This window comes from Burkholderia sp. NFPP32, from assembly GCF_900119325.1.
Lineage (GTDB): Bacteria > Pseudomonadota > Gammaproteobacteria > Burkholderiales > Burkholderiaceae > Burkholderia > Burkholderia pyrrocinia_C.
The window spans coordinates 191,649-216,760 of sequence record NZ_FPJP01000007.1; the positions used below are offsets into that span (position 1 = coordinate 191,649).

At 56.9% G+C, this 25,112-nt stretch carries 33 protein-coding genes; all 33 read right to left on the minus strand.

Going from position 1 to position 25,112, the window contains the following annotated elements:
• Positions 1-89: 89 nt before the first annotated feature.
• The 33 genes from BT264_RS16475 to BT264_RS16610 all read right to left on the minus strand — a co-directional run bounded on the left by BT264_RS16475 (position 90) and on the right by BT264_RS16610 (position 25,083).
• Positions 90-2,033, minus strand: coding sequence for a hypothetical protein (locus tag BT264_RS16475; RefSeq protein WP_256260643.1), 1,944 nt, complete (start codon positions 2,031-2,033; stop codon positions 90-92).
• A gap of 140 nt (positions 2,034-2,173) precedes the next feature.
• The gene (locus tag BT264_RS38265; RefSeq protein ID WP_072438817.1) at positions 2,174-4,153 is read right to left on the minus strand and encodes a hypothetical protein; all 1,980 of its coding nucleotides are present in this window, start codon (positions 4,151-4,153) and stop codon (positions 2,174-2,176) included.
• Positions 4,150-4,743 carry an iron-containing redox enzyme family protein gene (locus BT264_RS38270; RefSeq protein ID WP_072438819.1) on the minus strand — a complete coding sequence of 198 codons (594 nt, stop codon included), beginning with the start codon at positions 4,741-4,743 and terminating at the stop codon, positions 4,150-4,152. Before BT264_RS38270 ends, BT264_RS38265 begins: the two co-directional genes overlap by 4 nt.
• Positions 4,743-5,774, minus strand: coding sequence for a tail fiber domain-containing protein (locus BT264_RS38275; RefSeq protein ID WP_143155722.1), 1,032 nt, complete (start codon positions 5,772-5,774; stop codon positions 4,743-4,745). Before BT264_RS38275 ends, BT264_RS38270 begins: the two co-directional genes overlap by 1 nt.
• Entirely contained in the window at positions 5,728-6,198 is a 471-nt protein-coding gene (locus BT264_RS16490) for a GNAT family N-acetyltransferase (protein WP_072438821.1), read from the minus strand. The genes BT264_RS38275 and BT264_RS16490 overlap by 47 nt, the downstream gene beginning before the upstream one ends.
• A complete protein-coding gene (locus BT264_RS16495) occupies positions 6,198-7,757 on the minus strand; it encodes a hypothetical protein (protein WP_143155723.1) in 1,560 nt (519 codons plus the stop codon). Before BT264_RS16495 ends, BT264_RS16490 begins: the two co-directional genes overlap by 1 nt.
• Positions 7,757-8,488 (minus strand): hypothetical protein, encoded by a 732-nt coding sequence (locus BT264_RS16500; RefSeq protein WP_072438825.1) that lies wholly within the window; start codon positions 8,486-8,488, stop codon positions 7,757-7,759. Before BT264_RS16500 ends, BT264_RS16495 begins: the two co-directional genes overlap by 1 nt.
• Complete coding sequence (locus BT264_RS38280) at positions 8,488-8,727, minus strand: hypothetical protein (protein ID WP_143155724.1); 240 nt, start codon at positions 8,725-8,727, stop codon at positions 8,488-8,490. The genes BT264_RS16500 and BT264_RS38280 overlap by 1 nt, the downstream gene beginning before the upstream one ends.
• A gap of 909 nt (positions 8,728-9,636) precedes the next feature.
• The gene (locus tag BT264_RS16510; RefSeq protein ID WP_072438829.1) at positions 9,637-9,990 is read right to left on the minus strand and encodes a hypothetical protein; all 354 of its coding nucleotides are present in this window, start codon (positions 9,988-9,990) and stop codon (positions 9,637-9,639) included.
• A 1-nt stretch (position 9,991) separates the two neighbouring features.
• Positions 9,992-10,636 (minus strand): coiled-coil domain-containing protein, encoded by a 645-nt coding sequence (locus BT264_RS16515; RefSeq protein WP_072438832.1) that lies wholly within the window; start codon positions 10,634-10,636, stop codon positions 9,992-9,994.
• A 23-nt stretch (positions 10,637-10,659) separates the two neighbouring features.
• On the minus strand, positions 10,660-11,109 hold the full coding sequence (locus BT264_RS38285; RefSeq protein ID WP_143155725.1) for a hypothetical protein: 450 nt from the start codon (positions 11,107-11,109) through the stop codon (positions 10,660-10,662).
• A 75-nt stretch (positions 11,110-11,184) separates the two neighbouring features.
• Positions 11,185-11,934 (minus strand): hypothetical protein, encoded by a 750-nt coding sequence (locus BT264_RS16520; protein WP_072438834.1) that lies wholly within the window; start codon positions 11,932-11,934, stop codon positions 11,185-11,187.
• A gap of 10 nt (positions 11,935-11,944) precedes the next feature.
• On the minus strand, positions 11,945-12,931 hold the full coding sequence (locus tag BT264_RS16525) for a phage major capsid protein (RefSeq protein ID WP_072438836.1): 987 nt from the start codon (positions 12,929-12,931) through the stop codon (positions 11,945-11,947).
• 14 nt (positions 12,932-12,945) lie between these two features.
• Positions 12,946-13,983: a hypothetical protein gene (locus BT264_RS16530; protein WP_072438839.1), complete on the minus strand. Its 1,038-nt coding sequence runs from the start codon at positions 13,981-13,983 to the stop codon at positions 12,946-12,948.
• Between the two features lie 63 nt (positions 13,984-14,046).
• Entirely contained in the window at positions 14,047-14,448 is a 402-nt protein-coding gene (locus BT264_RS16535; protein ID WP_143155726.1) for an FmdB family zinc ribbon protein, read from the minus strand.
• Entirely contained in the window at positions 14,445-16,679 is a 2,235-nt protein-coding gene (locus BT264_RS16540; protein WP_072438843.1) for a hypothetical protein, read from the minus strand. The genes BT264_RS16535 and BT264_RS16540 overlap by 4 nt, the downstream gene beginning before the upstream one ends.
• Entirely contained in the window at positions 16,680-16,916 is a 237-nt protein-coding gene (locus BT264_RS16545; RefSeq protein ID WP_072439089.1) for a spike base protein, RCAP_Rcc01079 family, read from the minus strand.
• 1 nt (position 16,917) lies between these two features.
• The gene (locus BT264_RS16550) at positions 16,918-18,357 is read right to left on the minus strand and encodes a hypothetical protein (RefSeq protein ID WP_072438844.1); all 1,440 of its coding nucleotides are present in this window, start codon (positions 18,355-18,357) and stop codon (positions 16,918-16,920) included.
• Positions 18,350-18,793 carry a terminase small subunit-like protein gene (locus tag BT264_RS16555; protein WP_072438846.1) on the minus strand — a complete coding sequence of 148 codons (444 nt, stop codon included), beginning with the start codon at positions 18,791-18,793 and terminating at the stop codon, positions 18,350-18,352. The genes BT264_RS16550 and BT264_RS16555 overlap by 8 nt, the downstream gene beginning before the upstream one ends.
• Complete coding sequence (locus tag BT264_RS38290; RefSeq protein WP_143155727.1) at positions 18,794-18,982, minus strand: hypothetical protein; 189 nt, start codon at positions 18,980-18,982, stop codon at positions 18,794-18,796.
• 2 nt (positions 18,983-18,984) lie between these two features.
• Positions 18,985-19,242 carry a hypothetical protein gene (locus BT264_RS16560; RefSeq protein WP_072438848.1) on the minus strand — a complete coding sequence of 86 codons (258 nt, stop codon included), beginning with the start codon at positions 19,240-19,242 and terminating at the stop codon, positions 18,985-18,987.
• A 109-nt stretch (positions 19,243-19,351) separates the two neighbouring features.
• The gene (locus BT264_RS16565) at positions 19,352-19,780 is read right to left on the minus strand and encodes a hypothetical protein (RefSeq protein WP_072438850.1); all 429 of its coding nucleotides are present in this window, start codon (positions 19,778-19,780) and stop codon (positions 19,352-19,354) included.
• Positions 19,780-19,923, minus strand: coding sequence for a hypothetical protein (locus BT264_RS39215; RefSeq protein WP_177318377.1), 144 nt, complete (start codon positions 19,921-19,923; stop codon positions 19,780-19,782). The genes BT264_RS16565 and BT264_RS39215 overlap by 1 nt, the downstream gene beginning before the upstream one ends.
• On the minus strand, positions 19,920-20,588 hold the full coding sequence (locus BT264_RS16570; protein ID WP_143155728.1) for a hypothetical protein: 669 nt from the start codon (positions 20,586-20,588) through the stop codon (positions 19,920-19,922). The genes BT264_RS39215 and BT264_RS16570 overlap by 4 nt, the downstream gene beginning before the upstream one ends.
• A 50-nt stretch (positions 20,589-20,638) precedes the next feature.
• The gene (locus tag BT264_RS16575) at positions 20,639-21,022 is read right to left on the minus strand and encodes a hypothetical protein (protein WP_072438854.1); all 384 of its coding nucleotides are present in this window, start codon (positions 21,020-21,022) and stop codon (positions 20,639-20,641) included.
• Positions 21,023-21,137: 115 nt separating this feature from the next.
• Positions 21,138-21,482 (minus strand): hypothetical protein, encoded by a 345-nt coding sequence (locus tag BT264_RS38295; protein WP_143155729.1) that lies wholly within the window; start codon positions 21,480-21,482, stop codon positions 21,138-21,140.
• A gap of 1 nt (position 21,483) precedes the next feature.
• Positions 21,484-22,047 (minus strand): recombination protein NinG, encoded by a 564-nt coding sequence (locus tag BT264_RS16585; RefSeq protein ID WP_072438858.1) that lies wholly within the window; start codon positions 22,045-22,047, stop codon positions 21,484-21,486.
• On the minus strand, positions 22,044-22,688 hold the full coding sequence (locus BT264_RS16590) for a hypothetical protein (RefSeq protein WP_072438861.1): 645 nt from the start codon (positions 22,686-22,688) through the stop codon (positions 22,044-22,046). The genes BT264_RS16585 and BT264_RS16590 overlap by 4 nt, the downstream gene beginning before the upstream one ends.
• Complete coding sequence (locus BT264_RS16595) at positions 22,657-23,382, minus strand: YdaU family protein (RefSeq protein WP_072438863.1); 726 nt, start codon at positions 23,380-23,382, stop codon at positions 22,657-22,659. Before BT264_RS16595 ends, BT264_RS16590 begins: the two co-directional genes overlap by 32 nt.
• Before the next feature lie 85 nt (positions 23,383-23,467).
• Positions 23,468-24,058 carry a hypothetical protein gene (locus tag BT264_RS16600; protein WP_072439090.1) on the minus strand — a complete coding sequence of 197 codons (591 nt, stop codon included), beginning with the start codon at positions 24,056-24,058 and terminating at the stop codon, positions 23,468-23,470.
• Between the two features lie 85 nt (positions 24,059-24,143).
• Complete coding sequence (locus BT264_RS38300; protein WP_143155730.1) at positions 24,144-24,434, minus strand: hypothetical protein; 291 nt, start codon at positions 24,432-24,434, stop codon at positions 24,144-24,146.
• Entirely contained in the window at positions 24,431-24,742 is a 312-nt protein-coding gene (locus tag BT264_RS16605) for a hypothetical protein (protein ID WP_072438865.1), read from the minus strand. The genes BT264_RS38300 and BT264_RS16605 overlap by 4 nt, the downstream gene beginning before the upstream one ends.
• The gene (locus BT264_RS16610; protein WP_072438867.1) at positions 24,739-25,083 is read right to left on the minus strand and encodes a helix-turn-helix domain-containing protein; all 345 of its coding nucleotides are present in this window, start codon (positions 25,081-25,083) and stop codon (positions 24,739-24,741) included. The genes BT264_RS16605 and BT264_RS16610 overlap by 4 nt, the downstream gene beginning before the upstream one ends.
• Positions 25,084-25,112 lie beyond the last annotated feature (29 nt).

Here is a 25,112-nt window from a genome sequence, read left to right on the forward strand (position 1 = left end):
CGAGGCGACCTTTTGAGGGTTCAAACATGAATCTCAACCTAGCTATCATCGCGTTGGCCCCTCTTGGAACCATCGCGATCTATCACGTATTATGGGGAACCGTTTCCGCCATTCGGCGCTTGCGCGCGAAGCAGCGCCGCCGCTAAAGCATTGGCTGGTGCCGGGTAGCTAGCTGTCGGCGCGCCCTGAGCATTTGCCAGAGATGCTGCCAAGGCACGTTGCACGAAAGCACGATTCTGAGCGCCTTGGATCAACTTCCCTACATACGGAACCGCCTCGACACCCTTACCCATAAGGCCAAAGATGGCTGATGCGGTATTCGATGTGTTGACCGGAGCTGCTGCCGGGTGACTATTGATGTAGCCGCCAACGCGACCTATCGTATGCAACTGTGCGATTTCTTCTGGCGTGTAGAAAGCGCTGAGTTTCGTATCGCCCATGTTGCGCAAAGCATTCGCATAGGCGACCGGCCCGAACTTTGCATCTCCTGCCGGATTGGCGCCAAAGCCCGCTTGTGCAAGCTGGCCTCCGACCTGGTTGCGCATTTCCTGCAGTGTGCTCGGCCGATTTTGCTCGCGCAGCAGATTGGCAAGAGATAGAACGTCGTTTGTTTTCCCGTTCGTCACGAAGCGGCGCACGAAATCATCGGGGGCAACCGAGCCGTTAGCAGCCGCCTCTAACGCTGGTACTTGGTCCTGTAATGCGAAGCGTTGGGCTGCAAGTTGTCGTGCTCCCGCATAAACGCCGCCTTGATCATCAGCATTGAGAATTGCGCTTTTCACGCTTGTGCGCAGGCGCCCAAGTGCCGCATTCGTTGCAGGATCATTGCTCTGGTTCGCATTGATGACTTTCAGCAGATTCTCGGCGTTCTCGATCGAGAATGTCTTTTGCTGCGTTCCGGTCATCAGCCCAAGCTGGTTGAAGTTGTTGCGCACACCGCTGGGAACCTTATCGCCAAAATCGTTCAATACCTGCGCATAATCCTGAGCCAGCCCCTGCAGCGGGACATCGAGATTCTTACCGCTCGATGCCCGTGCGGCCTCATAAGCGGACCGCACCTGACCAGCCATCTGATCGTCGATCGATTTCAACGTCTGCTGGAGCTGACTCCCTGCGGCAAAGGTATCTGCAGGGCGACCGGCAAGTCCGAAGAGATTGCTTTGCAACTGAGCATTCTGCGCGTTGAAACGTTGTGTGAGTGGATCGCCCACTCCCTGCACGCCGCGAATATTTGCCTCTTGGGCAAACTGCATCGGATCGCGCGTAATCTGACCTAGCGTCGGCTGGATCCCGAGATTGCGAAAATCCTGCGCACGGACTGCTGCTGCAGGGCTAACATCTGGGAACTGCTGGATCTGTTGCGCAACTGCCTGTTTGAGCTGATCGATCTCGTTCGGGGCGAATTGAGCACCTCCTTGGGGGCCCAATTCACTGATCGCGCGATCCACTCCGATATCTGCTTTGGCAGCCGCAGCAGGAGCAGTCATTGGTGGCCGAGTGGCTCGACCGACTGCATTCCCGATACCCCGAGCTGCCGCCGTCATTCCAGAGCCAGCAGCCACGCCAGCAGCGCCCCCAAGGACACCGCCTGCAAGCTGCCACCACGGATTCAAGCCCAGTTCTGCCGCGCCTTGCGAACCAGCCCCGGCCCCGGCTGCGCCCAACATCTGCATGCCAGGAGCAGTGCGCAGCCCATTCCCCACTACAGTCGCTACCGGGCTGGCGGATTTAGCCAAAACGCCACCCATCCCCATCGACGTAGGGACACTCGCCATTCCAGCCGCCGCACTCTGCACAATCCGTTCAGTAGGATTCTGCGGTTGTGGGAGGCCAACCGAATTCATGCCTCGCTGGATCACCTGCGAAGGCATTTGAAGTTCCGGGATATGCGAGTCTGCTACTGCATTGATGCCGCGGATGCCGAGATTTACACCGGAGTTCAGCGCATCGCCCATCATCGCTGGAAGCGCAGTAATCCCGGTAGCCCCAGCACGCGCAGTAAGGCCAAGCTGGTGCCCCAACTGTTCCAGCATAGACGCATGCTGAGTCGGAGCGGGAGTTGCGGCAGGAGCAGGGGCGGCTGTTGCGTCAGCGGCAAATTGCGCCGAAAGAGAGGCACCTTTCCCGCTAGCTGTACCAGCATCTGCTGCGAACTGATCGGCTAGGCTTGCCATTACAGCGCTCCAATGCTCTCTAGAGCTTTGATCTTTGCACCGAAATTAGGATCTTGCTGCAGCACTTCTTTTGCGAAGGCTTTCCGGGCATTCGGGTCTGAGATGTTTTTGTATTGCCAGATGCGCGGATCCGCGTTTTGGTCGAATACCATTTCCTTCTGGTTGTACGCTTGCGGATTGCGCGAATTGTAATCGCCCTGCAACAGACGCGCTTTTGCCTGCGTCATCTGACTGGCACCCACGAGATTTTGCACGGCCTCATCAATGGCGCCCTTCGTCATGTGGGCATTCGGATATGCCGACTGCAGAATCGCTCGAGCAGAATCAGTACCAAGGCCACCTGTGCCGAGACGAGCGACGATCTGATTGCTGTACTTGTCGAGCAAATTGTTTGCGGTGACCATATTGGTCGCTTTCTCGCTTCCAGCCAACGACAACAATCCATTGATGTAATTCAGTTTGTCCGACTGCTGACCTAGAGCTGCCTTAGACGCCAGATCGTGGATGTTTTGCAGGTACGAAATCGTGTTCTGTGCTTGAGAATTCGCCTCGTTCAGCGAACCCCACTTCTTAGTCAGATCGCCCTGCAGGTCCTCTTGGCCTTTCGTGTAACCTGCCTGAGGTTGCGAAGCCATTGGGCCGGATTGTGGTGATCCACCGCCTGCGCGTCCTAGAATGTCACCCACATACGAAGCAACGGACTTCCCATTTCGATCGGACACATTACGCAGGAAAGGAGTCGGGCTGCCAGCCGGCGCAACATTCCCCTCGCCAGAGAAATATGCTGTAGCAATACGACCGAGATCGCCGCCATAATCTTGATTGAATTTCGTGAGCATCCGCTGCGCAACTGCGTTGCGGTCTGCAACGTTATTCCATGATTCGCCTGGTTGCGCGAAACGATCGAACGTCGGACGCTGAATCTGAAACGGATTGTTCGGATCGGTCTTTCCCCCGCTCGTTTCTTGCTGAGCGAAAATCCCTGCCAGACTGCTATTCGGAACTCCCCGCATGCCCCCACCATTCGCAGCATTCGCGACATTGGAAACGCTCTGCTGAACGTAGCCGCCTTGACCGCCATTCGCGCTAGGATCCCAAACTTCCTTGAGTTCATATTGCGCTGCGCCACCAGCTTTTGCTGCTGCAGAATCGCTCATCGCCCGGAGCGAGCCTTGCACAGGAACAATCTGCCATTGACCATTCTCGCCGCGTTGAGCAGTGAATCCTTCCGGAACGTTAGGCAACTGTTCCATCTGGCCAGTTGTCTTGTTGAGCGCATAACCGCCCGGGCGGAAAGATGCATAGTCGGGAGCAGTCGTCTTTGCCAGCATGTTCTGCGCAATCTGACGCCCAAGGGGACTAGCTGGATCGATCCCGGCTGCGCGAATCTGCTGAACGATATCCGCGGGCTTGTACGCTGCAGCCTGACTCTCCCAATACTTGTCAGGCGACTGCATCATCATCATCGCAGCCATGCCGGGATTCATGCCGAGCGGATTAAGCGGTGACGAACCTACCCCGCCATTGCCCCCGCCAACCCCAGAAGCGTTGCCAGTGACGGCTGGTCCGCCTGCATTTGCGGCTGTACTCCCATCCCCCCCAACATTCCCAGCAACGGCGTTAGCCCCGGCCCCGCTTGCGTCTGCGGAACCGGGGTTGAGCTGTGGGGATTGCATGCCAGCCCCCCCCCCGAGCATGCTTGTCAACGCGCCCCATTGTTGCTGTCCGAGATCATTGAGACCTTGCCCCGCCTGACTGCCCATTTTCGCGGACAAAAGAGCTTGTCCGAGCTGCGAAATCGGCACCAAGGGCGACATGCGGGCCTGCACTTGGTACGGGCCTACTGCAGCTCCGGGCGCAACTTGCTGCGGCGTCAGCGATCGTTCCATTAGGGCATTGGCAAGCGCTTGCTGCCGCTGCAGATCATAGAGGCTGCCTTGGAACTGAGGCAGCACAAACGGGCTTGCTCCGGCCATCATTGCACCTCGAACTTGGAAATGGCCGATCCTATGTAGATGGCCGTTTGGACTGCGTTTTGTGCTACGAGCGCGAACTGTCGATCATTGAGCAAATCGACTTGCGCCAAGAGATCAGCAGCATGACTAACATCATGTTCAGCATGGTGCCGAAGGGTCCGGCAAAGCTGTTTGCCGTGAACTTCTTCGAGTTTCTCTAGCCGATCCGTCGGCATCGGGAAGCATTCAAGAACGGCCATATAGCCGAGCAACGCACACGGATCAACATGCCGGATCAGGTAATATTGCGCTCCCGCCGCCGCTACTGCCTCTGACGGGAATTGGCAATTTGCGACATCAATTCCAATCGAAGCAAGATCTTCGGCCAGCCATTCATCATGGCGACGTTCTTCCTCGAGATGATTGGCAAGATAAGCGCGCAATGCGCCTTTGGCATGAGCCATCGCTTCCTCGAGCAAAGGCTCACTGGCGATGATTATGCGATGCATGAAAACGAGGTTGCTCAGGAAGACATTCCGATTATTCAAGTCGGCGCATGGCCATTGAGCCATTACATCGCGCACGACATTCAACAGCTTTTCTGAATTTTTCATTAGAACATCATCATGCCGCCGATAACTGCGGCGCTTGCCAGACCACCGAGAGCACTCGTTGTGGCATTTGAGCTTGAAACATCGGCGTTATGGTTAGCGAGTTGTCCTTGGTATGCATTGTTCATATATCCAGCGATATCGGCCGGCGCGGCTGCGGATTGACCGGTTCCCGAATAACCAGGGATCATCTGCGCGATCGTTTGCAGGTTGGAAAATGGAGTCTGACCAATCCCAACTTGCTGACCGTATAGGCCGGCCTGCTGTCCTAGGTTCTGGCCCATCATTCCGAGTAGCCCGGACTGAGATTGTAGGTTCGCCAACTGATTCTGTAGATTCTGCGTCCCAATCTGAGAGCCGGTCAGAATCGATTGATTCGCTGCATCGCTATAGGCACGTTGCTTCTGGAGAGCAAAGTTGTTCTGAGCATTGTTGTATGCCTCTGAACCTTGCGTCAATCCTTGGTTCGCGAGCTGGGCGTCAAGAGCCGTTTTCGATTGCGAAAATTGGGGATCTAGGTATTGAGACTGCGCAGCATATGCCGCGTTTTGACCTTGTTGCTGGGCTTGCTGAGCCGCTTGCGGGCTAATCGATGATCGAAGGGCAGATAAAGAATCATTTAATCCCTGGTATTGTGCCCCAAGGCCAGACAATCCGCTCAGAGCATTAGTATTTATCCCGCCAACGTTCCCAGACATCCCCAACAATCCTGTCAACATCCCCTGAAGCTGCGGATTTGCGGTGATTGATGTATTGTAGATCGGGGCGCCGGTATTCGGGTCTTTGCCGACCTGTGTCGATTGCTGCGAACCAAACGGATTCGTGTAGTTGTTTAGATTCAGCGCCTTGTTATAGGCCGCCGACTGTTGGTTCGTGAAGGTCGTGGCCGCGGCCGTCTGCCACGGATCGGGGGGCGGCGGCGCATCACCGCCTTTGCCGCCTTCTAGAGTTGCCGGACGGTTCCGGCCGAGCCCGCGCTTGAACGCGTTAGCGGGCAAGTCCGGCGCGTCGGATGTCAGCCAATAGTGCCGCATGGTATTTGCCTTCGATGAAACGGCACTCGCTTTTCAGCATGCCGTAGACGATCAAGTCCATTCCATCGGTGCAAGCCGCGCGGAGTTGTCCTTCACGCTTGAACCCCAAGTGCTCATCGAAACGCTGCGCGTCGATGTTGTCGGCCCGCACAAGGCCTGTGATTCGATTGCATCCCAACTGGACGAAGGGATAGCGAAAACATGCCGCCATATAGGCCGGCGTCATCCAATGCCGAGAGCCATTCGATGCGACATGCATCAGTATGTTGGCTCCAGACTTCCCCTCAAAGACGACTGCAGCTACTAACTCGCCATCCGTCTCGAGGCCGATTCCTTGTGCATCTGGGCCAAAACGCTCTGCATCTACACGGGGCGACAGAAAATCGAGCACACGCTCGCGCTCACTCCAGACAATGCGTTTCATCAGAGAACGGCCCCGTCCATCATCAGATAGTCGGTGCTGATCCATGCGACAGGAATATCAAGCGCACTGACCTTCATATGCACAGCTGCAGCATAACCAATGCCTGCTATCGTTTGCCAATTCTTGATCATCTGCTGCTGCCCACCCCACGTTGCTTGATCCCAAAGCGCTTGATCCCAAAGCGCCCCAGCTTGGGGAGAAAAACTCGGAGAAGCAGTCGGTGCCGTCGTATCGAAATCGATATTCAGCCCCATCACTACAGCAGGGGTGCCGCTCGACTGGAAAATTGGACGAACCATCGTCCATTCTTTCAGTTGGTTCGTCCCGAAATAGCTAAATGCTGGCAACGATTCGCCGACAATCTGATTGCCGTTGTCATCGTTTGCCGTTGTCCATGCATGAACTACAGCCCCATTTCCACCGTAGTAGAGCGCATCATTGAAGCGAACCCAGCAGTTCGCTGCCCATCCCGTGAAATTGCTCCACGCTCCCGTAATCGTATTCATCACATATTGCTGTTGCTGACCCAACGCGACGGGAACGTTCAGGACTAGGGCATTCGCTACAGGATGCAGGACGAGATCCCAACCAAAATTCGTCGCATATGCAGACGTAGCGGCAGAAATGGCGTTCTGAATCTTGTAGCTAAGATCGACTTGCGTATTCACGCGAGACGATGCAAGAAGTCTCGAGATCGGGCCAAGGCCATCTTTTCCGATATAGAGAAGATCACCCCCATATTTCATGAAGCAGCGATTCCCCATCGGATTGCCGACCTGGTAGACGCCAACCTTTGACCAAGTAGTCGGTTGAGACGGGTCGGTTCCCTGATAGATCGCAATCTCCCCTTCGCTTGTCACGAAGCAAAGGTAGTCCTGCATTCCGTACCCGCCATCAACCGTCCATACCCCCATCGCGACAAGCTGTCCGCCACGCGGGAAAAGCGATTGCATCGGGAATAACGTGACCGCGCCACCAACGCTCGACACTGGCAGGTAATAGACGTTCAGCGAGCCTTTCTGGATGAAGAAAAGGCGCTGCGCGAACATCGTAATATCTGAAAGCGTTGTCGGATCAACGCCAGTGATCGAGATTGGCGCTGAAACGGATGTTACCTTTTGCCACGTCGTGCCATTGTAGACGTAATAACCGTCGGAACCATTCACCATGCCGAGGAAGGGACCAGCGCTCGTCGCGAAGTTGGCGTACTTCCATTTGTCGCTCGAGAGCGAAGAAATGACTGCGGCCCCTACGGCACCACTGTTAGTCACATCGAAAACTGAGCCACCCGCCGCAGCAAATAGCTTTCCAGGCCCACCGGCCGGGTTGTATGGCATCAGCGAATTAACCTGATTCCCGAGGCCGGTGGACCAGTCTGTGGAGCCTTGGCGCAGGACTACATTTGATGGCGTGGGAAACCAGTTCGTCAAGATAACCGCATCTTCAGGTGGCATCTGAGCAATAGAATCGCGTGCATTCCACCCACCGATCGGCGCAGAAACGCTAGCCGTCCGCGATGCTTGGCCGCGCCGCGGAGCGACGACTGGTCGGCGCATCATTACGACCAGCTCCCGGACGGCACCAAGATCCCCGGATAGATGTCGTACTTCACATCGCCCATATTGATGACATCCTTCGTCCCATCAGTTGCGAGACAGTCTTGCATGAAATCTTCGTAATCAGCGAAATCCTGAGCGTATTCCAGACCCTTCGCCTTACGCCACCGCCATTCGAGTCCGAGTTTGAACAGATCATCCCGAAGCACCAATGTATCTGTATCGGCCAGAAACTTGACTTGCCCCATTCCACTCGCAGACTGGCACCAGTTGCGCGAAGTGTACTGAAACCAGATGTGCTGACCAGCCATTGGAATAGGTATGAACAGAACGTTCCCGCCGCGGATCTGGAATTGATTCCACGGGCCTTGCATCACCATCGCCTTCAATTGCTCCCACCGCTGCGCCGTCATCGGCCCGAACACAGGGCGCCGCAAATCGCGGTTCCACATCGTGTCATTGATGATGTTCTTCATGTACGGCGCGATCAACGAGAGTGAGCCTTGATTCTCCTGCGCCGAAGTCGTAAACGTCGCTTCCTGAGTCAGTGCCTGCCAGTTCTTATTCGCCAGCCATTCGCCTTCCTTATTTGAAAGTGCGAGAAGCTGAAGAATCGCCGGATCGGTCGATGTGGCGACGACCGAAGGAGACGGAATGTTCAGACGCTGCGCCACATCTTGAATCAGATAAAGGCACGAGACGGAGCCTGTTTGGCCTTGGACGACGATAGGCATCAGACGCCCCTCAACAAATAGAATGTGAACTGAACGGACGACCAATCAAGAAGAGTTGTCTGCTGAACTTGTCCAGCCACTGAAACAACTTCTTCAAATCCGAGCTCAAATCCATTTGGAATAATCTTGATGATTGCGTCGCCTACTTGCAGCCCTTGTACAGAAACTGATCCAGGAGAAGAAAGTCCCTGGAAGACCGCTTTAATGACAGTTGCCGGTGATTCGACGTACGAACTCATCTCCGTCTCCTAGCAAAGATGAATCCATATGCAGCCTGGGTTGAAGTGCTAAACCCTGATTGGGCCTCAAGATAGACGGTGGTCGTAGACGCTATGCTGAACCTCTGCGGGGGGATGGCTAACGAAAATGCCGCTCCGGAAGTTGATACCGTAGTCATCCCTGATTGGGGCGGCGTAGGATTCGTAGCCGAAACGGTACTTATCCATCCATATACATAGTTTGTTACGGTCGTACCGCCAGGGTTAAACGACACAGAACCCCATACGTCCCAATCTCCTGCAGTAAGGGATAGTGAAGTGACGTTGGCATTGACACCATTTGTCAACGAAACCGCAGATCCAACTAAAATCGTGGAAGATAAAAACTCCCCTATGCTCCCCGCATTCGCATTGTCGTTCGTCGCCGTGCCGACAATGCCCGCCGTACTAGATGGGGTGATAGTGCTATTCGCGCTGATCGTCGTAGCTAACACCGGGCGGCGTGTCGTGCTACCGAAACCGCCTGATGGCGGATTGGCGAACTCACCTTCCACAAATGCAGTCGTCGCAATCTGAGTCGTGTTGGTATTGGTCGTGGCAGTTGGTGCCGCAGGCGTGCCAGTGAACGTCGGGGAAGCGAGTGGTGCGTAACCAGTGAAGCACGTAAAGCCAGTTCCGCTCGTATAACCGAGCGCACTCCCCGTAGCGCTACAACTCGGCAGCGCAACGGCAGTCGGGGACGCACTCGAAGCCGTGACGTTCGCTACGACCGTATTGGCCGCCTGCGCAGCTAAGCTGGGAAGTCCAACATTCCCTGAAGCCGTAAATGTCCCGAGAACCGTCAAATTCTGGAAGGTGGGACTAGGATATGTACCGGCGAGCGCCATCAGCGGCCACATGATGGCCGCAATTAGGATTCGTTTGAGCATGTCAGGAAACCGAGATGGCGCCGCCATTGTTCCAGAGCTGGCCGGAACCTGCGGGCAATGAAGTGGAGAGATCAGCGGGGAGGACATCAACCAGCAAAACGTCATTCACCGTTACCGGGGTGATAGCGTTCCCATAGATATTCCCGCTGATCTGCAATTGATAGTGACCATCGGCCGCATAAAAGCCAAATGCGCCATTCTGGTCAGTCGTGAGCGGATTGGCCGTCACCGTCGATCCATTATCGGAATAGATAGTGGCGGGCGTTCCGCTGGGATAGTTGGTCACCAGAACGCTAGCATTCGGGACCGCGATGCCACCGGGGCTCAAAATGATATTGTTCTGGTATTTCTGCACGTTACGCTCCTTCCTGTTTCGGCGGCCGACCGGGGCCACGACGCTGCTCAAGCGGCATCATGGTTGCCATCTGATCTTTGAGTTCGTTGACGACCGCAGTCAGATCAGCGACGCGTTCTTTCAGCGATGTATTCTCGACTTCGAGAGCCTCGACGCGCATTGCTGCTTCTTTCCCTTCGCCAGTATTCAATGCAGTCTGGGCCCGCGTTTTCAGCGCACGAGCGCCCATTCCGAGGCGCCCCAGCGCTTCTTCAGTTGCGCCGGCCAGATCCTCGAGCGTGCGAATGTTGACGCCGAGGCAGTTCGCGATCTCTGCCGGCGAAAACAGCGTCGTGCACATGCGCAACGGCGTGCCGTTTTCCGGCATTTCCTTGCCTTCCTTGTACATCGCGTACATTTTCTTGAAGGCGTCAACCCACTCGAAGTCATATTGGCCGACTTCGGACTGAGCCTTGATCTTCGCGAGCCACGCTTCTGCATGGTCTTCGCGAACGTCCTTCCCACCCGGGGGCGTGATGATTACCCAATCGATATCGACATAGACCTTCCGGCCCGCTTCAATGGATGCGGCGCGGTCTTCGATCGGACGCGTCTCGAAGCGAATGTGAGGGCGACTACCTTTTTGCTGCAGCATCAGGTTTTCCATGACATTCTCCTTGGATTGATCGGTTATTGGTCTTTGCCGAACAGATGTGCGATAGCCCGTTGGGCCAGTTCTTCGACGCTGCCGCTTCCTTGATGGAGCGCATGTGCGATCGAATACGGAAGCTTCACGATGAATGCTTCCACCTGCAAGAATCGCTGTTCGACGCGTTGTTCGAATGTGAGCGAAGCGCTAGCCAATACCTGTTGCAATGCCTCATTTGGCTGCGGCGGATCTGCCATGACGCTCTCAAAATGCACCGATTCTTCCGGAGTCAACTTGATCGATTCAACGGGCGAACTTGCGACGGGTTGCGACGATCCAGCGTCGGTGTAGACAGGCATTACAGAGGCCGATTCGGCGGGAGATGACGCGGCCGCATCCGACGCAACGGCGGACTGCTCCCCCGGCTGTTCCACGGCTTGCACCGGCTCCGTGCTGGACGGCGCTGTATCTTCTTTCACTTCATCCGACATTTCTCAACCCTCCAAAAAGCGCGGCGCAGACCCGAAGGAATGCGCCGCAAAGGACCCCCAAGGAGACAGCAGGGATTACGTGATCTGGCCTTGTGCGAACGGCGCGTTGATCGCCAGCACGTTCCAGAAGTTCGTGCCGTCGTTGTACGTGCCAGTCACCGAGACCGAACCGGTTGCGGTTGCGTTTTGCGCCGTAGTCGTGCCGGTCTGCACCATCGTCACCGTACGACCGTCAGCCGAGATTGCGCCGACCGACGTAGAGGCCGGAATGCCCGTGCCGCTGAGTGCGGCGCCAACGAACCAACCGTCAGAGTTCGAAACGCGCAGCAACGGCGAACCGTTGGTAGTCTGCGTGCTCGCCTTGACGACAGTCGTGGTTGCCGCAATTTCGACGCGGCAATTCAGGATCTGCTTACCGGCCGAAACTGCACCCAGCTTGCCAGCAGCTGCAATGCCGATCTGAGCCGCGGCGGCAACACTTGCCGTGGACAGAGCGACACCTTGGCCCGAGATCAGGAACCAGCCATATTGAACGTTGTTGGCATCCGAGTTGTTGGCGTTCAGGGCCAGCGCTACCGGCATACCGAGGTTTGCCGTGTTCGGAACATCGACGATCTTGTTCGTCCCGTCCCAAACCACGACTTCGCCAACCTTCAGCGCGGTCGAAGTGGGAATGGCGAGATACATCGCATCGCCACCACCCCAATAGGGATCGTCGAACGAGATTTGCGCGCCGAGCGGATGACGCTGGATGTTGTCCGGCGTGAAGAAGTTCCCCACCGGCTGCGAGCCGATGAGGGGATACTGAGTTGCTGCGGTGGTCATGTCGTTCTCCTTACGCCTTGAGGACGCCTTGAAGGAACCGGGCCGAGCAGACCAAGTTCCCTTGCCACAGGATCGGCATCACGACAGCATCCTGGTTCACGCTGCGCAGTTCCTCCGGCATATCCATGTTGGCGTCGCGATGGACGACCATTTCGAGGAAATCCGTATTAAGGAAATACGCGTGCTGACCCGGAATGCCGCCCGAGCTGTCGAAGAAGACATCGGCGTTCTTGTACTTCATCGACACCATACCGCCTTGGCCGTTGTCTTCCGGCGCGTAGCGCTTCAGCGAAGTCTGCGATTGCTCGTAGAACGCGAAGTAGTCGTCAGACATGACGATCATGTCCGGCGTGTCCGTGCCACGCGTCAGCTTGATCCAGAGCGGGAGCATCAGCGATTCGATCGTGGTCGCGCTCGGGGTGATTGCGCCGCCGCCTTGAAGCGGAGCCGCAGCCGACTGGACGATGTTCTGCCAGAAAGCCCATGTCGATGCGCTGATGCCGCCGACCGTGCCGACACCGCTATCTGCGACAATGGCTTGCAGACCGTTGATCTGGTTCGAAGCCGTGCCATCCGAATAGATGTCCGACGAGAGGCCGTTGGCAAACGAGCGTTGCGCGTTCGTGATCTTCGCCTTCGTGAAGTTGATGATTCGCTGGGCACCAGAGTTCGTGCGAAGCTCGAGGCCCGAAGCGGCGACGTTCACCGCGGCTTGGCGCCACGGATATTCCGCTGCAGTCAGCACGTCAACGGCGTTGATGTTCAGCACATCGTAGCCGCTATAGCGCTGATAGGTCGAGTTCGCTTGGTAATCCAGCGGGCAAACGATCGACAGACCGCCGTCTTCCAGGCGCACACGGCCTTTCGACGCGATGCGCCGATAGAGGGCGTTGTGCTTGGACACGTTGTCCGAGACCGTCTTCTTGTGATTGCGATACGTGGTCGATACCAGTTCGGTGAAAGCGTTGAACAGGCTCGACTGACCGGGAGATGCCATGATGGGCTCCTAATTCAGTTGATGAGGCCTTGCTCGCGCGCCACGCGCTCGAGCGTCTGCTCCATGGTTTCGTTGGCATTTGAGGGCTGACCGACACTTGCCCGACCGTTGGGCCGAACGTTGTTTGCTGCTGCCTGCTTTGCCTTCGCAACCTTCGCTTTCCGCTGTGCGTCCCACTCTTGCTGCTGTTGAGCGAGCCAAATCTGGTACGTCTGCGGGTTCTGCCGAAGAGCCATATCGTATGCATCCTCGAGAGTCTTCGCGCGACCGTTCTGCAAAAGCAGAGCCATGTCTTGCTGAAGAATTCCGAAATGCTCGTGATCTGGATCCGCGGCAAACGCAGCAATGTCGCTCTCGATTGCCGAGTTTTCGGCCATCTGGGCTTGCTGCTGCGTATTGGTGATTTGTTGAGTAAGTTGGCCGACCTGCTGCTGCAGTTGGTGCAGCCGCGGATCGACCGGATTTTGTTGCTGCCAAACCTGTTCGCCGGCATGGGCTTGGATGCCATTGGCAAGCGTCTGCAGATCGATCCCATAGCTATTGGCGATCTGCAGGAGCACCCCGACCTTCTGCGGCATGGCGCTATACCGCAATTGATGGTCAACTCCCATCAGATGCGAAGCTGCCTGCTGCGGCGTCACGCCGAGGCTCTGGATCGTCGCCATATAGGGCTGAACCGCGCGCTCAAACTCCTGCGCCGCTTGGGCTCCGGCCTTGTATTGTTCGATGCCCTTGTGGAAATCGTTCTCGCGCCGCTCGATTTCCTTACGCGCCATTTCCGGAAGCTTTTCCCACTCGGCCAAAGCTGCCTTTTTCCATGGCGGCCGGAAAACTGCGGCCTCTTGCTCCGTCGGCTCCTGCTGCTGTTCGGCTTCCTGTTGTTCCGGCTCGACTTCGGTGGTTTCTTCCGCAACCTCCGGAGTTTCTTCGGTGGTTTGCTGCTCAACCTCCGGAGTTTCCGTTTCCTGAGCGAAATCCCCCTCTTGTCCGCGCCCCATGATGCTCGCGTAGGTGTCTCGCAAGGTATCGTCGATCGTCACGTTTTCCGACATTTCAGGCTCCTTGGGCGTAAAAAAAGCCGCTCAAGGCGGCTGTATGTTGTTGTGCGTTCGTTTTCATAACTGCTGCAATGCTCGTTGGCTATCGGTGCTCATGCCGTTGTAGACCTCGGCAATTCCGCTCTCGATTTTCTTGCCGAACTCGGCGTCAGCAGCTTCCGCGCGCTTGATCGCCTCTTTCCGTTCGGTTTCCATGCCTTCCCATGGACGGCAACCATTGCGCTTCAGGTCTTCAGTGCGCGCGCGGCGCCCTTCGATCCAGCGGCCATCGATGGGGGATGTATAACCTGGCAGATCAGTCTGGACTGCGGGCGCTTCCACGATCCGAGCCATTGGGAAAATGCCGCGATCCTCGCCCGCGCACTCGCAAACAGGCAGATGGTCGCGATCTGCGATCTTTCGGAAGCCAGTTTCGGTGCGCTTGCATTGCGGACACCGGAATGTGTAAAGGGGCATCATTCTTCTCCCGAACCAGCGCTAGCTGCACTGATCTGAGCCGCCTGCAATTGCGCGCCAGTCGTGATTTCAGCCACTTCCAGTGCGCTTTGGTTCTTCATGGCCTGCAGCATGAGCTGCGTTTGCGCCTGCATTTCAGCCTTCATCCGCTCAAGTGCGGCATCGCTCTCAACACGCATACGTTCGAGCATGGCTTCGTTTTGAGCCTGCAACTGGTTGCGCTGCGCTTCGAGTGCGTTTTCCTGCTGAGCCTGCAATGCTTGAGCATGCTGCTTGGCATACTCGACCTGCGCATCTGCTTGCGCGCGCTGCTGATCGGCTTGAACCTGAGCCGCGATTTCTTGCTTTTTACCTTCCTGCCGCATCTGCTCCACCTGCAATTGGACAGGCGGTTGGCCCTGCTTCGGCGGCTGCATCTGGTCGATTGCATCCTCGACGCTTGATCCCATGCGGAATTTGCGCGCCGTCATCAGCAGCAGTTCCTTGAATGCTGGGAATGGCAATACGCCTATCTGCACCATCGGGCCTACTTCTTTCACCAGCTCAACGATTGCCGATAAAACGGCCTGCAGATCGCTTGCATCTTCTTGTTGGGCGGCGGCAATCGTCGAATCCGTTTCGATGTCTACGCGGAACGTGCGTTGGGCGTCGTCCGACATGGCCTTTTTCACGTCTTCCCAAGTGATGGGCTTCGGCGGCAGAGGCGGGACGTTGGCGCCCTGCATTTTCGCAGTCACAACAACCTGCATCATCTGGCTCATCACCTCAGCGTCAGTAGGCAATTGAACCTGCGTCATCTGCTTGAGCGTGTCGATCTGGAAACGTTCGCACATGATTTCTGCTTGGAGCGCGAACAGATCACGGATGTATCGCTGTACGTCCCGCTGCATGCGCGAAAGGCGCGTCATGCCGAATGCGACCTTGAGATCCTGCGCACCCTTCGTCTCGGACGGGTCAGAAGCCCCGCGCATAATGTCCGCGAGGCCGGTCAGCTCATAGATGACCTGCTTGCATTGCTCGCGCTGCTGCCGAAGCACATCAAGCACCTTGGCTGCTTGCTCGATCGGCGCCCACCAGATAGCGCTGGCAATACCGCCTGCCTCGTACAACTGCTTGATCGAGCTATCTGCAGGGATTAAATCGTTGTCTTCCCCGCGGAACAGCTCTGCAACCTGCGTGCCAAGCGACGGATCGTAGATCGCCCTCAGCTTGAGGCCGCTCATGATCTTGTTGATGCGCGTCGAGACGCGATCAAGCTCTTCCGCCTGCTCCTTGTACTGCTCGTACAGCGTCGTTGGCTCGAATGTGTCCGAGTCTGCGATCGCGCGCAGCGGATTGGGGAACGGGAAGAACTGCTGCAGCTTCAGCGGATCCGCTTCGACCTTCGCCAAGCCATTCGGATAGCCCTCGGCTAGCCATTTCACCGTACGGCTGTCCTTGTCCCAGATTTCCCATACTTTGGCAGTCTTGAACAGTGCTAGCGACTGATCGTCGTTGATGCGCTCGCGCTCAACATCCGTATCAGCCGGACCACCGTTCAATGGAATCGTATTGCCGATCTCGTCGCCGAACCGGTCAACCAGCTCATCGCGCGTCAGATCATGCTCGAAGGCCCACCATGGGATTTCCTTGAACGACCGTCCGGGCCCGCACAAATACTTATCCCATTTCACATGCTCGACCGGCGCCGTCTCCCATGCGAGTTCCTCGTTCTGCTCGCCTTCCTGCGCCTCGTGCTCGAGATTCGTCTCTTGCGCTTCGATACCGGTTTGCTGCACATCACCAACTTGCACCAGATCCGGCACGTACCGCACGCGCGAGAGGCCGCGGCCGACGATCAGCATGTCCAGAATGTCCATCTGGATCTCAGCGTCGAAATCGGTCGTCTCAGCGTTGAACGTCAATGACCGGTTCATGACTTCCGAGACGGTTTTACCAAGCGGATCCTGCTGCGCAAAACGCCGCCGCACGTCAGGCGTGGGGAGCGTGTTATAGATCGAGGGCGCGAGGATTTCCGTATTCGCCCACAAGGCATTGAAACTGTTTTTCTTCCGCTGAACACTCTTGCCGTGATAGATATCCCAGACTTTTTTCGCCTGCGTGCGCCAATCCTTCATGCGCTTCTTCGCCAAGGCGAGTTCCACCGACCAGCGACGATATTCCGCCTCGGCACCGCGGCCGAAGTCCTTCGGAGTATCGACCGTCGCGAGTGCGGTGGTGTCGAGTTCAGCCATTTACGCCAGCCCGATCAGAAGCGTGGCAGTCGTGCCAGTGGCGAGAACTAACTGAACCTCGACGGGCAGAATGGTGCCAACCGGAGGCGCCGTGAACGTGACCGTATTCCCGCCAGTCGTCTTTACAGCCACATTCCCTGCCCCGCCAACATAGATTGCGCGATAGGTCTGGGCTGCCGTATCGCTGGGCGTGATCGCCGCGGCGGTACTGTAGATGCTATACGGGCCAGTTTGCATGTCAGGCGTCCTCTGCCAGCCGGCGCGCACGCGAGCGGGCGATCAGTTGATCGATGGTCAGGTCTTGCGGGTATTTCGGCGGCGGCGGAGGGGGCTTGGATGCCTTTTCCTCTTGCGCTGCGATCGCCAAGTAGCGGAATCCGTCTGCCGGATTCGAACACCAGTCGTGCAGCGGGATTTCGCGGAACACTTTCCGATCGTCGTCAAATTCGCGGCGGTATTGAGATAGCGCGTCAATGCCAGTGAAGCCCGCGCTATCGTCCTTGTCGCATGACGCGTCGAACCAGACGCGAGGGAACATTGCCCGAACCGCCTGTATGCCGTCCTGAACGCTCAGCGAAGGCACGATCTCGACGTGATCCCAGCCGAGACCGGGAATCTTCCGGCCGTCCTTCTCGACGCCTTCAATGAACTGCTCCTGTACGCTCTTACCCATGCTGGCGAGCGTCTTGGCCTTAGCATCGTGCGGCAGATAGAGCTTGCCGAGCTTCGCGCCCCGCTTCTGAAGCCATGACCAAATATAGTCGAGGTAGAACGCCACATCATGGCCGTGGCTCGAATGGAAGCCGAGTACATGGACAGCTCGCCATGGCACCTGAAACGGCCAGATGCTCGTATCGTCAGTCCGCCCAAGGTCTGCGGCAAAGTTCACCGGAAGATTCGGATCGACCGGAATATCCGTAATCCGTTTCTCGGCGCGAACCTGCACCATCCAAGCGGTGTAATACGCCCCCATCACGGCAGCATCGAAGCTGCACATATATTCTTGATCGAAGATCGACTGGCCGAAGTCAGGGCCGTACTCAGCGATCAGTGATAGGCGCTCACGTTCCAGCGCTTCAGGCGCGAAGATCGCCGTTTCTCGCACCGTTGAGACATCGGCAAATGCACCGGGCATCTCTCTTGCCGCCTTCAGCATCCGTTCCGCATGGTTATGGCCCCGCGGCGTCGTGATAAAGGCCGCCCATCCGCCATTTTCCAGCAGGATCGGACGGACATAGGCCCAGGCCGCAGGATTCGCGAGTGCCCACTCGGAGAAGACCACGCCAGCGGGCGACGAGCCGACAAGCGTGTTGTAACGATCAGACCCGCCAACCTGCCATGTCGAGCCGTTCACGAACTCAATGAACATTTCCTGCTCGCGCGTAGTCTTGCGCAGCGCAACCGGAAACGCCTCATCGATCCGGCGCATTCCCGTGTGGGGATTCACCGCCGTCCAAATAGCCTTACGGGCATGAGCAGCTTCAGGCAGCAAATGCCAATACGCACCCGGACGCTCAAAAGCAGCCACGGAAGTCCATCGCAGCGCCACATCATCCTTGCCCCAACGCCGATGCGCGATTTGATATGCATAGCGCCCACCGTTCTCGAGATACGACCAAATCCGGCGCTGGTGCTTTCGTGGTATCCAGCCATTCGCCGGCAGGACGATCTCAGGCATCCGGATCCCCGTGCCGTACGATCTTGACCGTTAGGCCAATATCTCCGCCATGGTTCACATCGACCTTATCGCCATATTTCTTCGGCGCCAACTTGCCTGCGATCCATTTGCGCGCATCCACCTGAAGGCGGCGATGCTCGATCATGTCAGCTTCAGTGATTTCAAGGCCCGCTGCCTTGCTCACGCTCTTCTGGCCAACTTGCGGCGTATCAGCAATGTCCAAGATCTCGTCGAACAGAGCATCCGCCTGAGCCTCCCTCGCGCGCGCGTATTGTTCGCGAAAGGAATCGATCTGCGCCAACCATCGACATACTGTCGAGGCGGCGGGCATCTCTTCATCCTCCCGACAGATTGCGCGAAGGCTTCTCCCCGCTGCCAACTCGTCGCAGATATGGTCTGCGATCTCTTGGCTATAGGACGAAGGGCGACCAGTCATTTATTCACCCATCAAGCGGCGGAACAGTGCATTGTTCTGGCTCATATTCAGCAGCATGATGTCTAGCGCCGAAATGCCGCCCCTGATTGGGAAGCGATGGCGAATCCAGCGCATGCCATCTTTGTTGCGCTGCGCCGGTTCATAGACTTTAGCTCGCATAGCTGCATGCATTACTTGGTGAAAGCTCACGATCAATACCCGCTTTTGTACGTCGCCAGCCGAGCGCCGACCTTCTTCGGGTCAGCCTTCGATTTTCCGAGGACCTTGTTCGCCTTGGCATCGATCTTCGATTTCTCGCCTTCTGACATGCGACCAGCCTTCACGGCTTGAGTGGCGCGAGCCTTAGCATTCGCTGCATGACTCTTGTCCGGAACTGGATACGAACGATCAGGGCCCGCGAACTCGCCTTTCGGCAGCTTGTCGCGGGATGCGGAACTCAGCTTTGCCATTTCACGGGCTCCAATGCAAAAAGCCCGCTGGCGGCTTGCCTAGCGGACTTCTGGTATTCGGTTCGGTTTTCTCTGGGCGCGACTCTGCCCACTTCAATTTCTGATTCTATTACACCTCTTTGCGGTTTACAAGCCCCATAGATGCAAGTTTTGGGCGCAGCAATTCCTTGGCTTCTCGATAGTCGTCCTCCTGCGTATCTGGATTCCTGTTGCTCGACCATACGCTGCCGCCACATTCCATATTCCGCATTGCGGTGTTGATGGCGACCCGATGACGCAGCCCCAGCTTCTGAATCAGAGGATCAATCAATTCCCCTTTGGTCTTCTGGAGCTGGTAATCGACCAAATCGTTCAGGTCGTTGTAATCCATCCATTGACGGCTGGCGCGGAAATCCCGGCACGTCGGATCGGCGCCAGAATGCCCGCGGACTTCGTGATAGCCATCGGCCCATTTGTACCAGGCGTAGAGAGCATCGTCGATCTCGTCGTACATGGTGATCCCCGCTATTGGTGTGCGCAATTCGATTTCCGCCAGCATTAAGCCTCCTTGCGCTTCCCGAAGATTCCCCACGGGCCCGCTGCCCGGTTCATGGCCTGAACCTCGTCCCAGATACGCTCAAGGCGGCCCTTATCCATCTTGCTGTCGCCGCCGACAGCGGCATGATCCGACTCGTGTTTCATGCTGCCTCCAGTTCGTCGTGGAGATGGATAGTCATGTCCTGCTTGAACTCGCGCCCTGCGCCCGTCAGAACGGGCTTAACTTCGCCAGCCGCAACCAAGAACGGATTGGCTTTGCGTGCCTTCTTCCGCTTCGCTTGTGCACGGTTTTGCTCGGATTTAGTGAGAGCCTCGGGACGCGGCACATCTGGGTCCGAGCCGATCGCCCATTGAACGGCCCAATGATGAGGGGTGGTGCGCTTCCATCCCCCGATTCTCGAGTCTCTCCCGTGATTGCGCCGCATGGCTTCGCGGATAGTCTGGGCGTTCTGACCAGTCTTGATAGCCAGCTCGTCGGCCGTCAAAGGCCCGAATTCCAGGATGACGGGGACGCAGAGCTTGAATACAACGGACGTGCTGCCCTTCAACGGCTTCCCTTTCGCTGGGAAACCGAGCCTATGGGCCATTGCCGCAGCAGCTACATAGCTGCGCCCCGGCAACAGGTGCATGCTTTCCTTGATGGCCCTCGGAGACGCGTAGATGCGCTTCAGGATTTCGATTTCCCTTTCGGGCCATTCGTACGGCTCGGCTTTCTCCATGCCATGACGCATTGCGAATTGCTGGATTGCCTTCGCACTGCGCCCCGGAAGCTCGGCTGCGCATTGCTCGAAGTTCTTGTTGCTTTCCAAGAGGCTCCGCAGTTTCGCGACATCCGCCTCTGTCCATATTTGACCGCCCATCATGCCTCCCGATGCTTCCAGTAGTTCTCTTCAACGACCTGCATGGCGCCAGCCAGCTCGCCGATGGTGATGATCTTCAATTGCTCGATCCAGAGAGCGATCGCCGACTCGACGCTTTCTTGATCGGGTTTTGATTGAAACGCCAGAACGCTTGTCTCGTGGTAGACGGGAACCATCCGGCGCATTGCCTCGTGGGCGTCATTGAACGTCTCCCGTGCCTCAGCACCGAGCCCAGCCTTTGCCAACAGCCAGCCGTGGTTGAGGCAATTGGCCAGCGTGTCCCACTGGTCCTTCGTCCCATGACCGCGAGCAACCGCATCGATGGCAGCCAATGCAGCAATCTCCAACTCGTCCGTGAAGTCCGCCGTCACGGCTTGCTTCATGACCCGATTCCGCTCAAGCGCAGTGGCGCAGGCGTTCAGCCTGACTGGGCGCGGCCGATATGCTTTCCTTTTCTTACTCATGATGTCTCCCTTTTCATCCGCCGAACCTCGGCCGTCAAATACGAATCTCAGCCGTAAGAGTCTGAATATTTTCAGTTACCTGACGGATTTTTCTGATCAACACATGGAGGGATTCGAGGCATTCAGGATGGCCGTCATAGTTCTCCTGCTTTTGAAAGGCATTTGCCGGAACTGCCGAGCGCACCGGATAAAGAGATTCCCCGAGCCTCTGCGTTTCCTGCTCAAGCAGTCCCATGTGTTGATGTGCGGCTTCCAACAAAGAGCGGACGGTGTCTGCCGTTATAGTCTCGGGCGCCCATTCTTTCTGCATTTGAGCGTTTGAAGGGATTCCAGCCGCGCCGAGCGATGCCTGCCATTGAGCTTGGGCCATGTTGTTCATCTCACATCTCCTTTTTGATGCGCCGAACCTCGGCGCGGTAGAATTTCTTCATCTGCTCGATCTGCTCGATGGTCAGCTTTAACGGTGCATGCGCTGTCTCGAGCCACTGAACCTTTTCGAGCCCTATTTTCTCGATCAGGTTGATGCGGTATGCGGTCAGGTTCCCCGATAGGTACAGGTTGCAGGGGGCGCACTGGAGGTGGACGTTCAGCGGCTCAAATCGAAGTTCAGGAGCCGATCCGACCGAGCGGTAATGCCCCGCATGCCAGCGGCCTTCGTGGTGCCTACCACATGAAATACATGGCAGACCTTCATCCCTTGCTCTGACCCAAGCGTTAAAAGCCGCCTGAGCCTCCCGAAGATGATCGGAACGTGTCTTCACCCTACTGCGTGCCTCGCGGACCGCTTTGCGCCCTTCTCGTGACTCCTGGAGGCATTTCTTCTCTGATAGCTTCCTCGCCCATTCCAAAGAGCACGGCACCGAACAGACCTTGCTCATGCTCGAGATCGGCGTGAAGTCGCGGGCGCAGATTCTGCAGCGCTTCATTTTCAGCACTCGATTCATCGAACGTCCCAAAGCGGCTTCCCGCGCGTCCGATAATCGTCAACGACGGTCTGTCGGATCTCGGCATACTGGCGCTTAAGCTCGGGGTCGGCGCATGAATCGCCCACGCGCTTACCAGCGCTAGACGTGATCGCGTCCGTAGCGCAGGTAACGACAGCGAAAGGCAACGGCTTACCGCTGGCCGATTTGCCGCGAATAATGAGCTTGAAAGCCCATTCCGCAGTCGGCTCCTTGGTCATCAGGCGCGCGCTAGCGGCCCGGATGTGACCCAGGTTGGCATCGACAGTGGCTTGGTCAGCACGCTTCTCGTCGGCCAGCTTCGGCGCCGCAGCAGCAGCTTGCTCCGCCCGAGCGGCACGGCAATGCCCGATGAACTCCGGCAGATTCGGCGCCTTCGGAAGTGCCATCAGGTTTTCCATGCCCGCCTTTAACTGCTCCGGAGAAAGCTTGTTCAGCTCGATTCCCCACGATCGCTTCACGTCATCAAGGTTGATGCCTCGCCAGAGATCCGCGAACTTCGCGCCGTAGGTCGACAGCATCATCCGGAAAAGCTTCTCGACCCACGGACGCGGAATGGCGTTCAGGGGCCAATCTGGCTTCTCAGGGCGTTCATACATCGATGGTTCTGTCGTCGTGCTCATTCGTTGCTCCGGTCAGTCCTGCAATCACTGCTGCGCGCTCATCGAAAAAGTTGGGAGGACTTCGGCCGGAAGCTGCCCTCTGCCGCCTCACCCAGTTCCGCCACGTGGCGTCCCATTTCGTTTTCGCCGCATCCTTCCCGCTCTTTGCCGTCCAGTAGTCGCGAAACTCCGCAGCAACTTGCCTCCAGTCGAGATCGGGGCGTTCGGTTTTGCAGAAAGCAACGTCGTCATCTGAAGGGGCCCAGTCGTTGGGCAAGCGCGATCCGCGCGTTCCCTTCACCGCAGGTGAAGGGTTATGGTTATCGGTTACTGGTTGCTGGTTAGCATTGCCTTCGGTATGCGTTCGCATAGCGCCCGCACTCCCATCGCTTCTATGCTTTGCCCAGCGTGCCTTTGCGGACTTCGATGCACTGTCAGACTTGGCCTTGAACTGCGCAATTTCACTCTCACACCGCTTGTGCACATACCCCTCTTCGGTGCGCACAAAGAAGTCCTGCAATACGTTTTCGAATGCCTGCACTTCATCTGCACTGCGAACGGAATGCGATCGCATGAGCTTCGCATGATCGAGCGTCAGAGGCCTCTCATCGAGGTAGTACGTATCGAGCAACTGCCGGTAGATCCCATGCTCCACCAGCGACAGGTGGGCTGTGTCTTTCCGGTAATCACCGATGTGGTGGTAGTACGCGTACACTAGAATTCGCCCGATCCAATCAGATACGGCAGGCCAACAAACAGCATGCCGAAGAAGCCGCAGAGGAAGCCGTCAGTGAGCCAGTTCATGCGGCCTCCCGTGCTCGCATCGCGTCAAGTTGCGCATACGATTCCCACATACGCAGACTGGCGAGGCGCGCGAGATTGACGGCAGTCGGCGCGGAAATCGGCTGCGCATCCTTATTCGGTTTCGCTTTCCTGGCCACTTTCACCTCCAGCCCTGTGCGCCCTTGCTTCAGCAAAAGGACGCCAGATGCGGGGCTTCCGAGCGTTTCGAAAAGCGAATCCATCCAGATTTCAGCGGGGAGCGCGTAATAGTGCTTCCAGATGCTGCGGGGCCATTCCAGACGAACTTGATCCCAGATGGAGGGGCGGCGGATACTGATTAAACGACCGTCTTTCTCCACCCTCTCTTCGGGGCCATAGCCAGCGAAGGTTCGATGTACCCACTTATCCTTAGCGGCATCCGCCTTCAGATCAGATCGACTGATTTTTATCTCGACATCGATCAACCGAAGGTTATTTGTAACCGCCAGAAGATCAGCCTCGTATCCCGTAAAATTGCAGTTCGGGACGACAACCAGATACTTCTTCTGGAAGGTCTGAGTAGCGATCGCACGTCCGATCATCCGTTCAGACCAAGCAAAGGTGCTCATGACTTCCCCCGCGTCAACCAACCAAGCAATCCGAGCAGCCCGATGAACAAGGCGCCCCATGCGATACATGCTCCGAGAAGGGGTGTCATGCTGCCTCCGAAGGAGCTTTCAAGCTTTTTGCGTTACCGAGACGCGCATTTGCCTGTTTGAGCTTCCGCCGAGCACTGATGACGTCCAGTTCAGCTCTTTCAATAAGCCATGCTTTTGCATCGGCCCACGTTTCGAACCACCGATGCATGGTTGTGACTTTGCGTTCCTTTCTCTCGACTGCTTGATCTCTCCAACGGTCAATCCATGTCACCGTCGATGCAGTTTCCTTCGAGACTTCCCTCTCTTCGATCGACGAGGAATAGGCGCCCACTCGGAACTTCTTCATGCCGTCACCTCATCTTTGATGTCGTCGGTGATGGGGAGGCCGCTGATCGGGCGAAGGCATGACTCGTGGCCCACCGCATAGAGGCTTTGCCGAATGCTGCCATTCGACATAGGGACAACGAACCGCATGCCGATCGCTTTGACTACCCAATCACCGGGATCGCCGGCAACATGCTGATGCCCATCCGGCAACTGGAATTCAGCCAGCGGGGCCACGCATACCACCTCGACAATCGACCCGATGAATTTCCGGCCGAGGCTCGTTCTGCTCCGCACTATGATTGCAAGATCGCCCGCCTTTATACTCATGCCGCCCTCTGCGCGATGACTTCTTCCATGATCGTCAAGTTGGCCTGACGGTTGAGCCACTGCTGTACGCCCCAGTTACCCACCGCAGACGCCCATTCACCGAGGCGTTGGGCCGGGAGATCCCGGCGCGCCGGCTTGTCGTCCGATTGCAGGTAGTCCGATACGTGAGACGGATAGCAGCCGATCAGCTCGGCTAACGTCCTTTGCGTCATGCCCTTCACCCGGCGATGCGCCCATGACAGGCGCACGATCTCGCGGTACGTCAGGCATTTCGCCACTTCGTCAACGGGCAAGAAGCTAGGCCCATTAACCGCGCCTCCCAGCAGCGGTAAGTTGTTCATTTTTCTGCCCTTCTTAGAAAAATTTCATC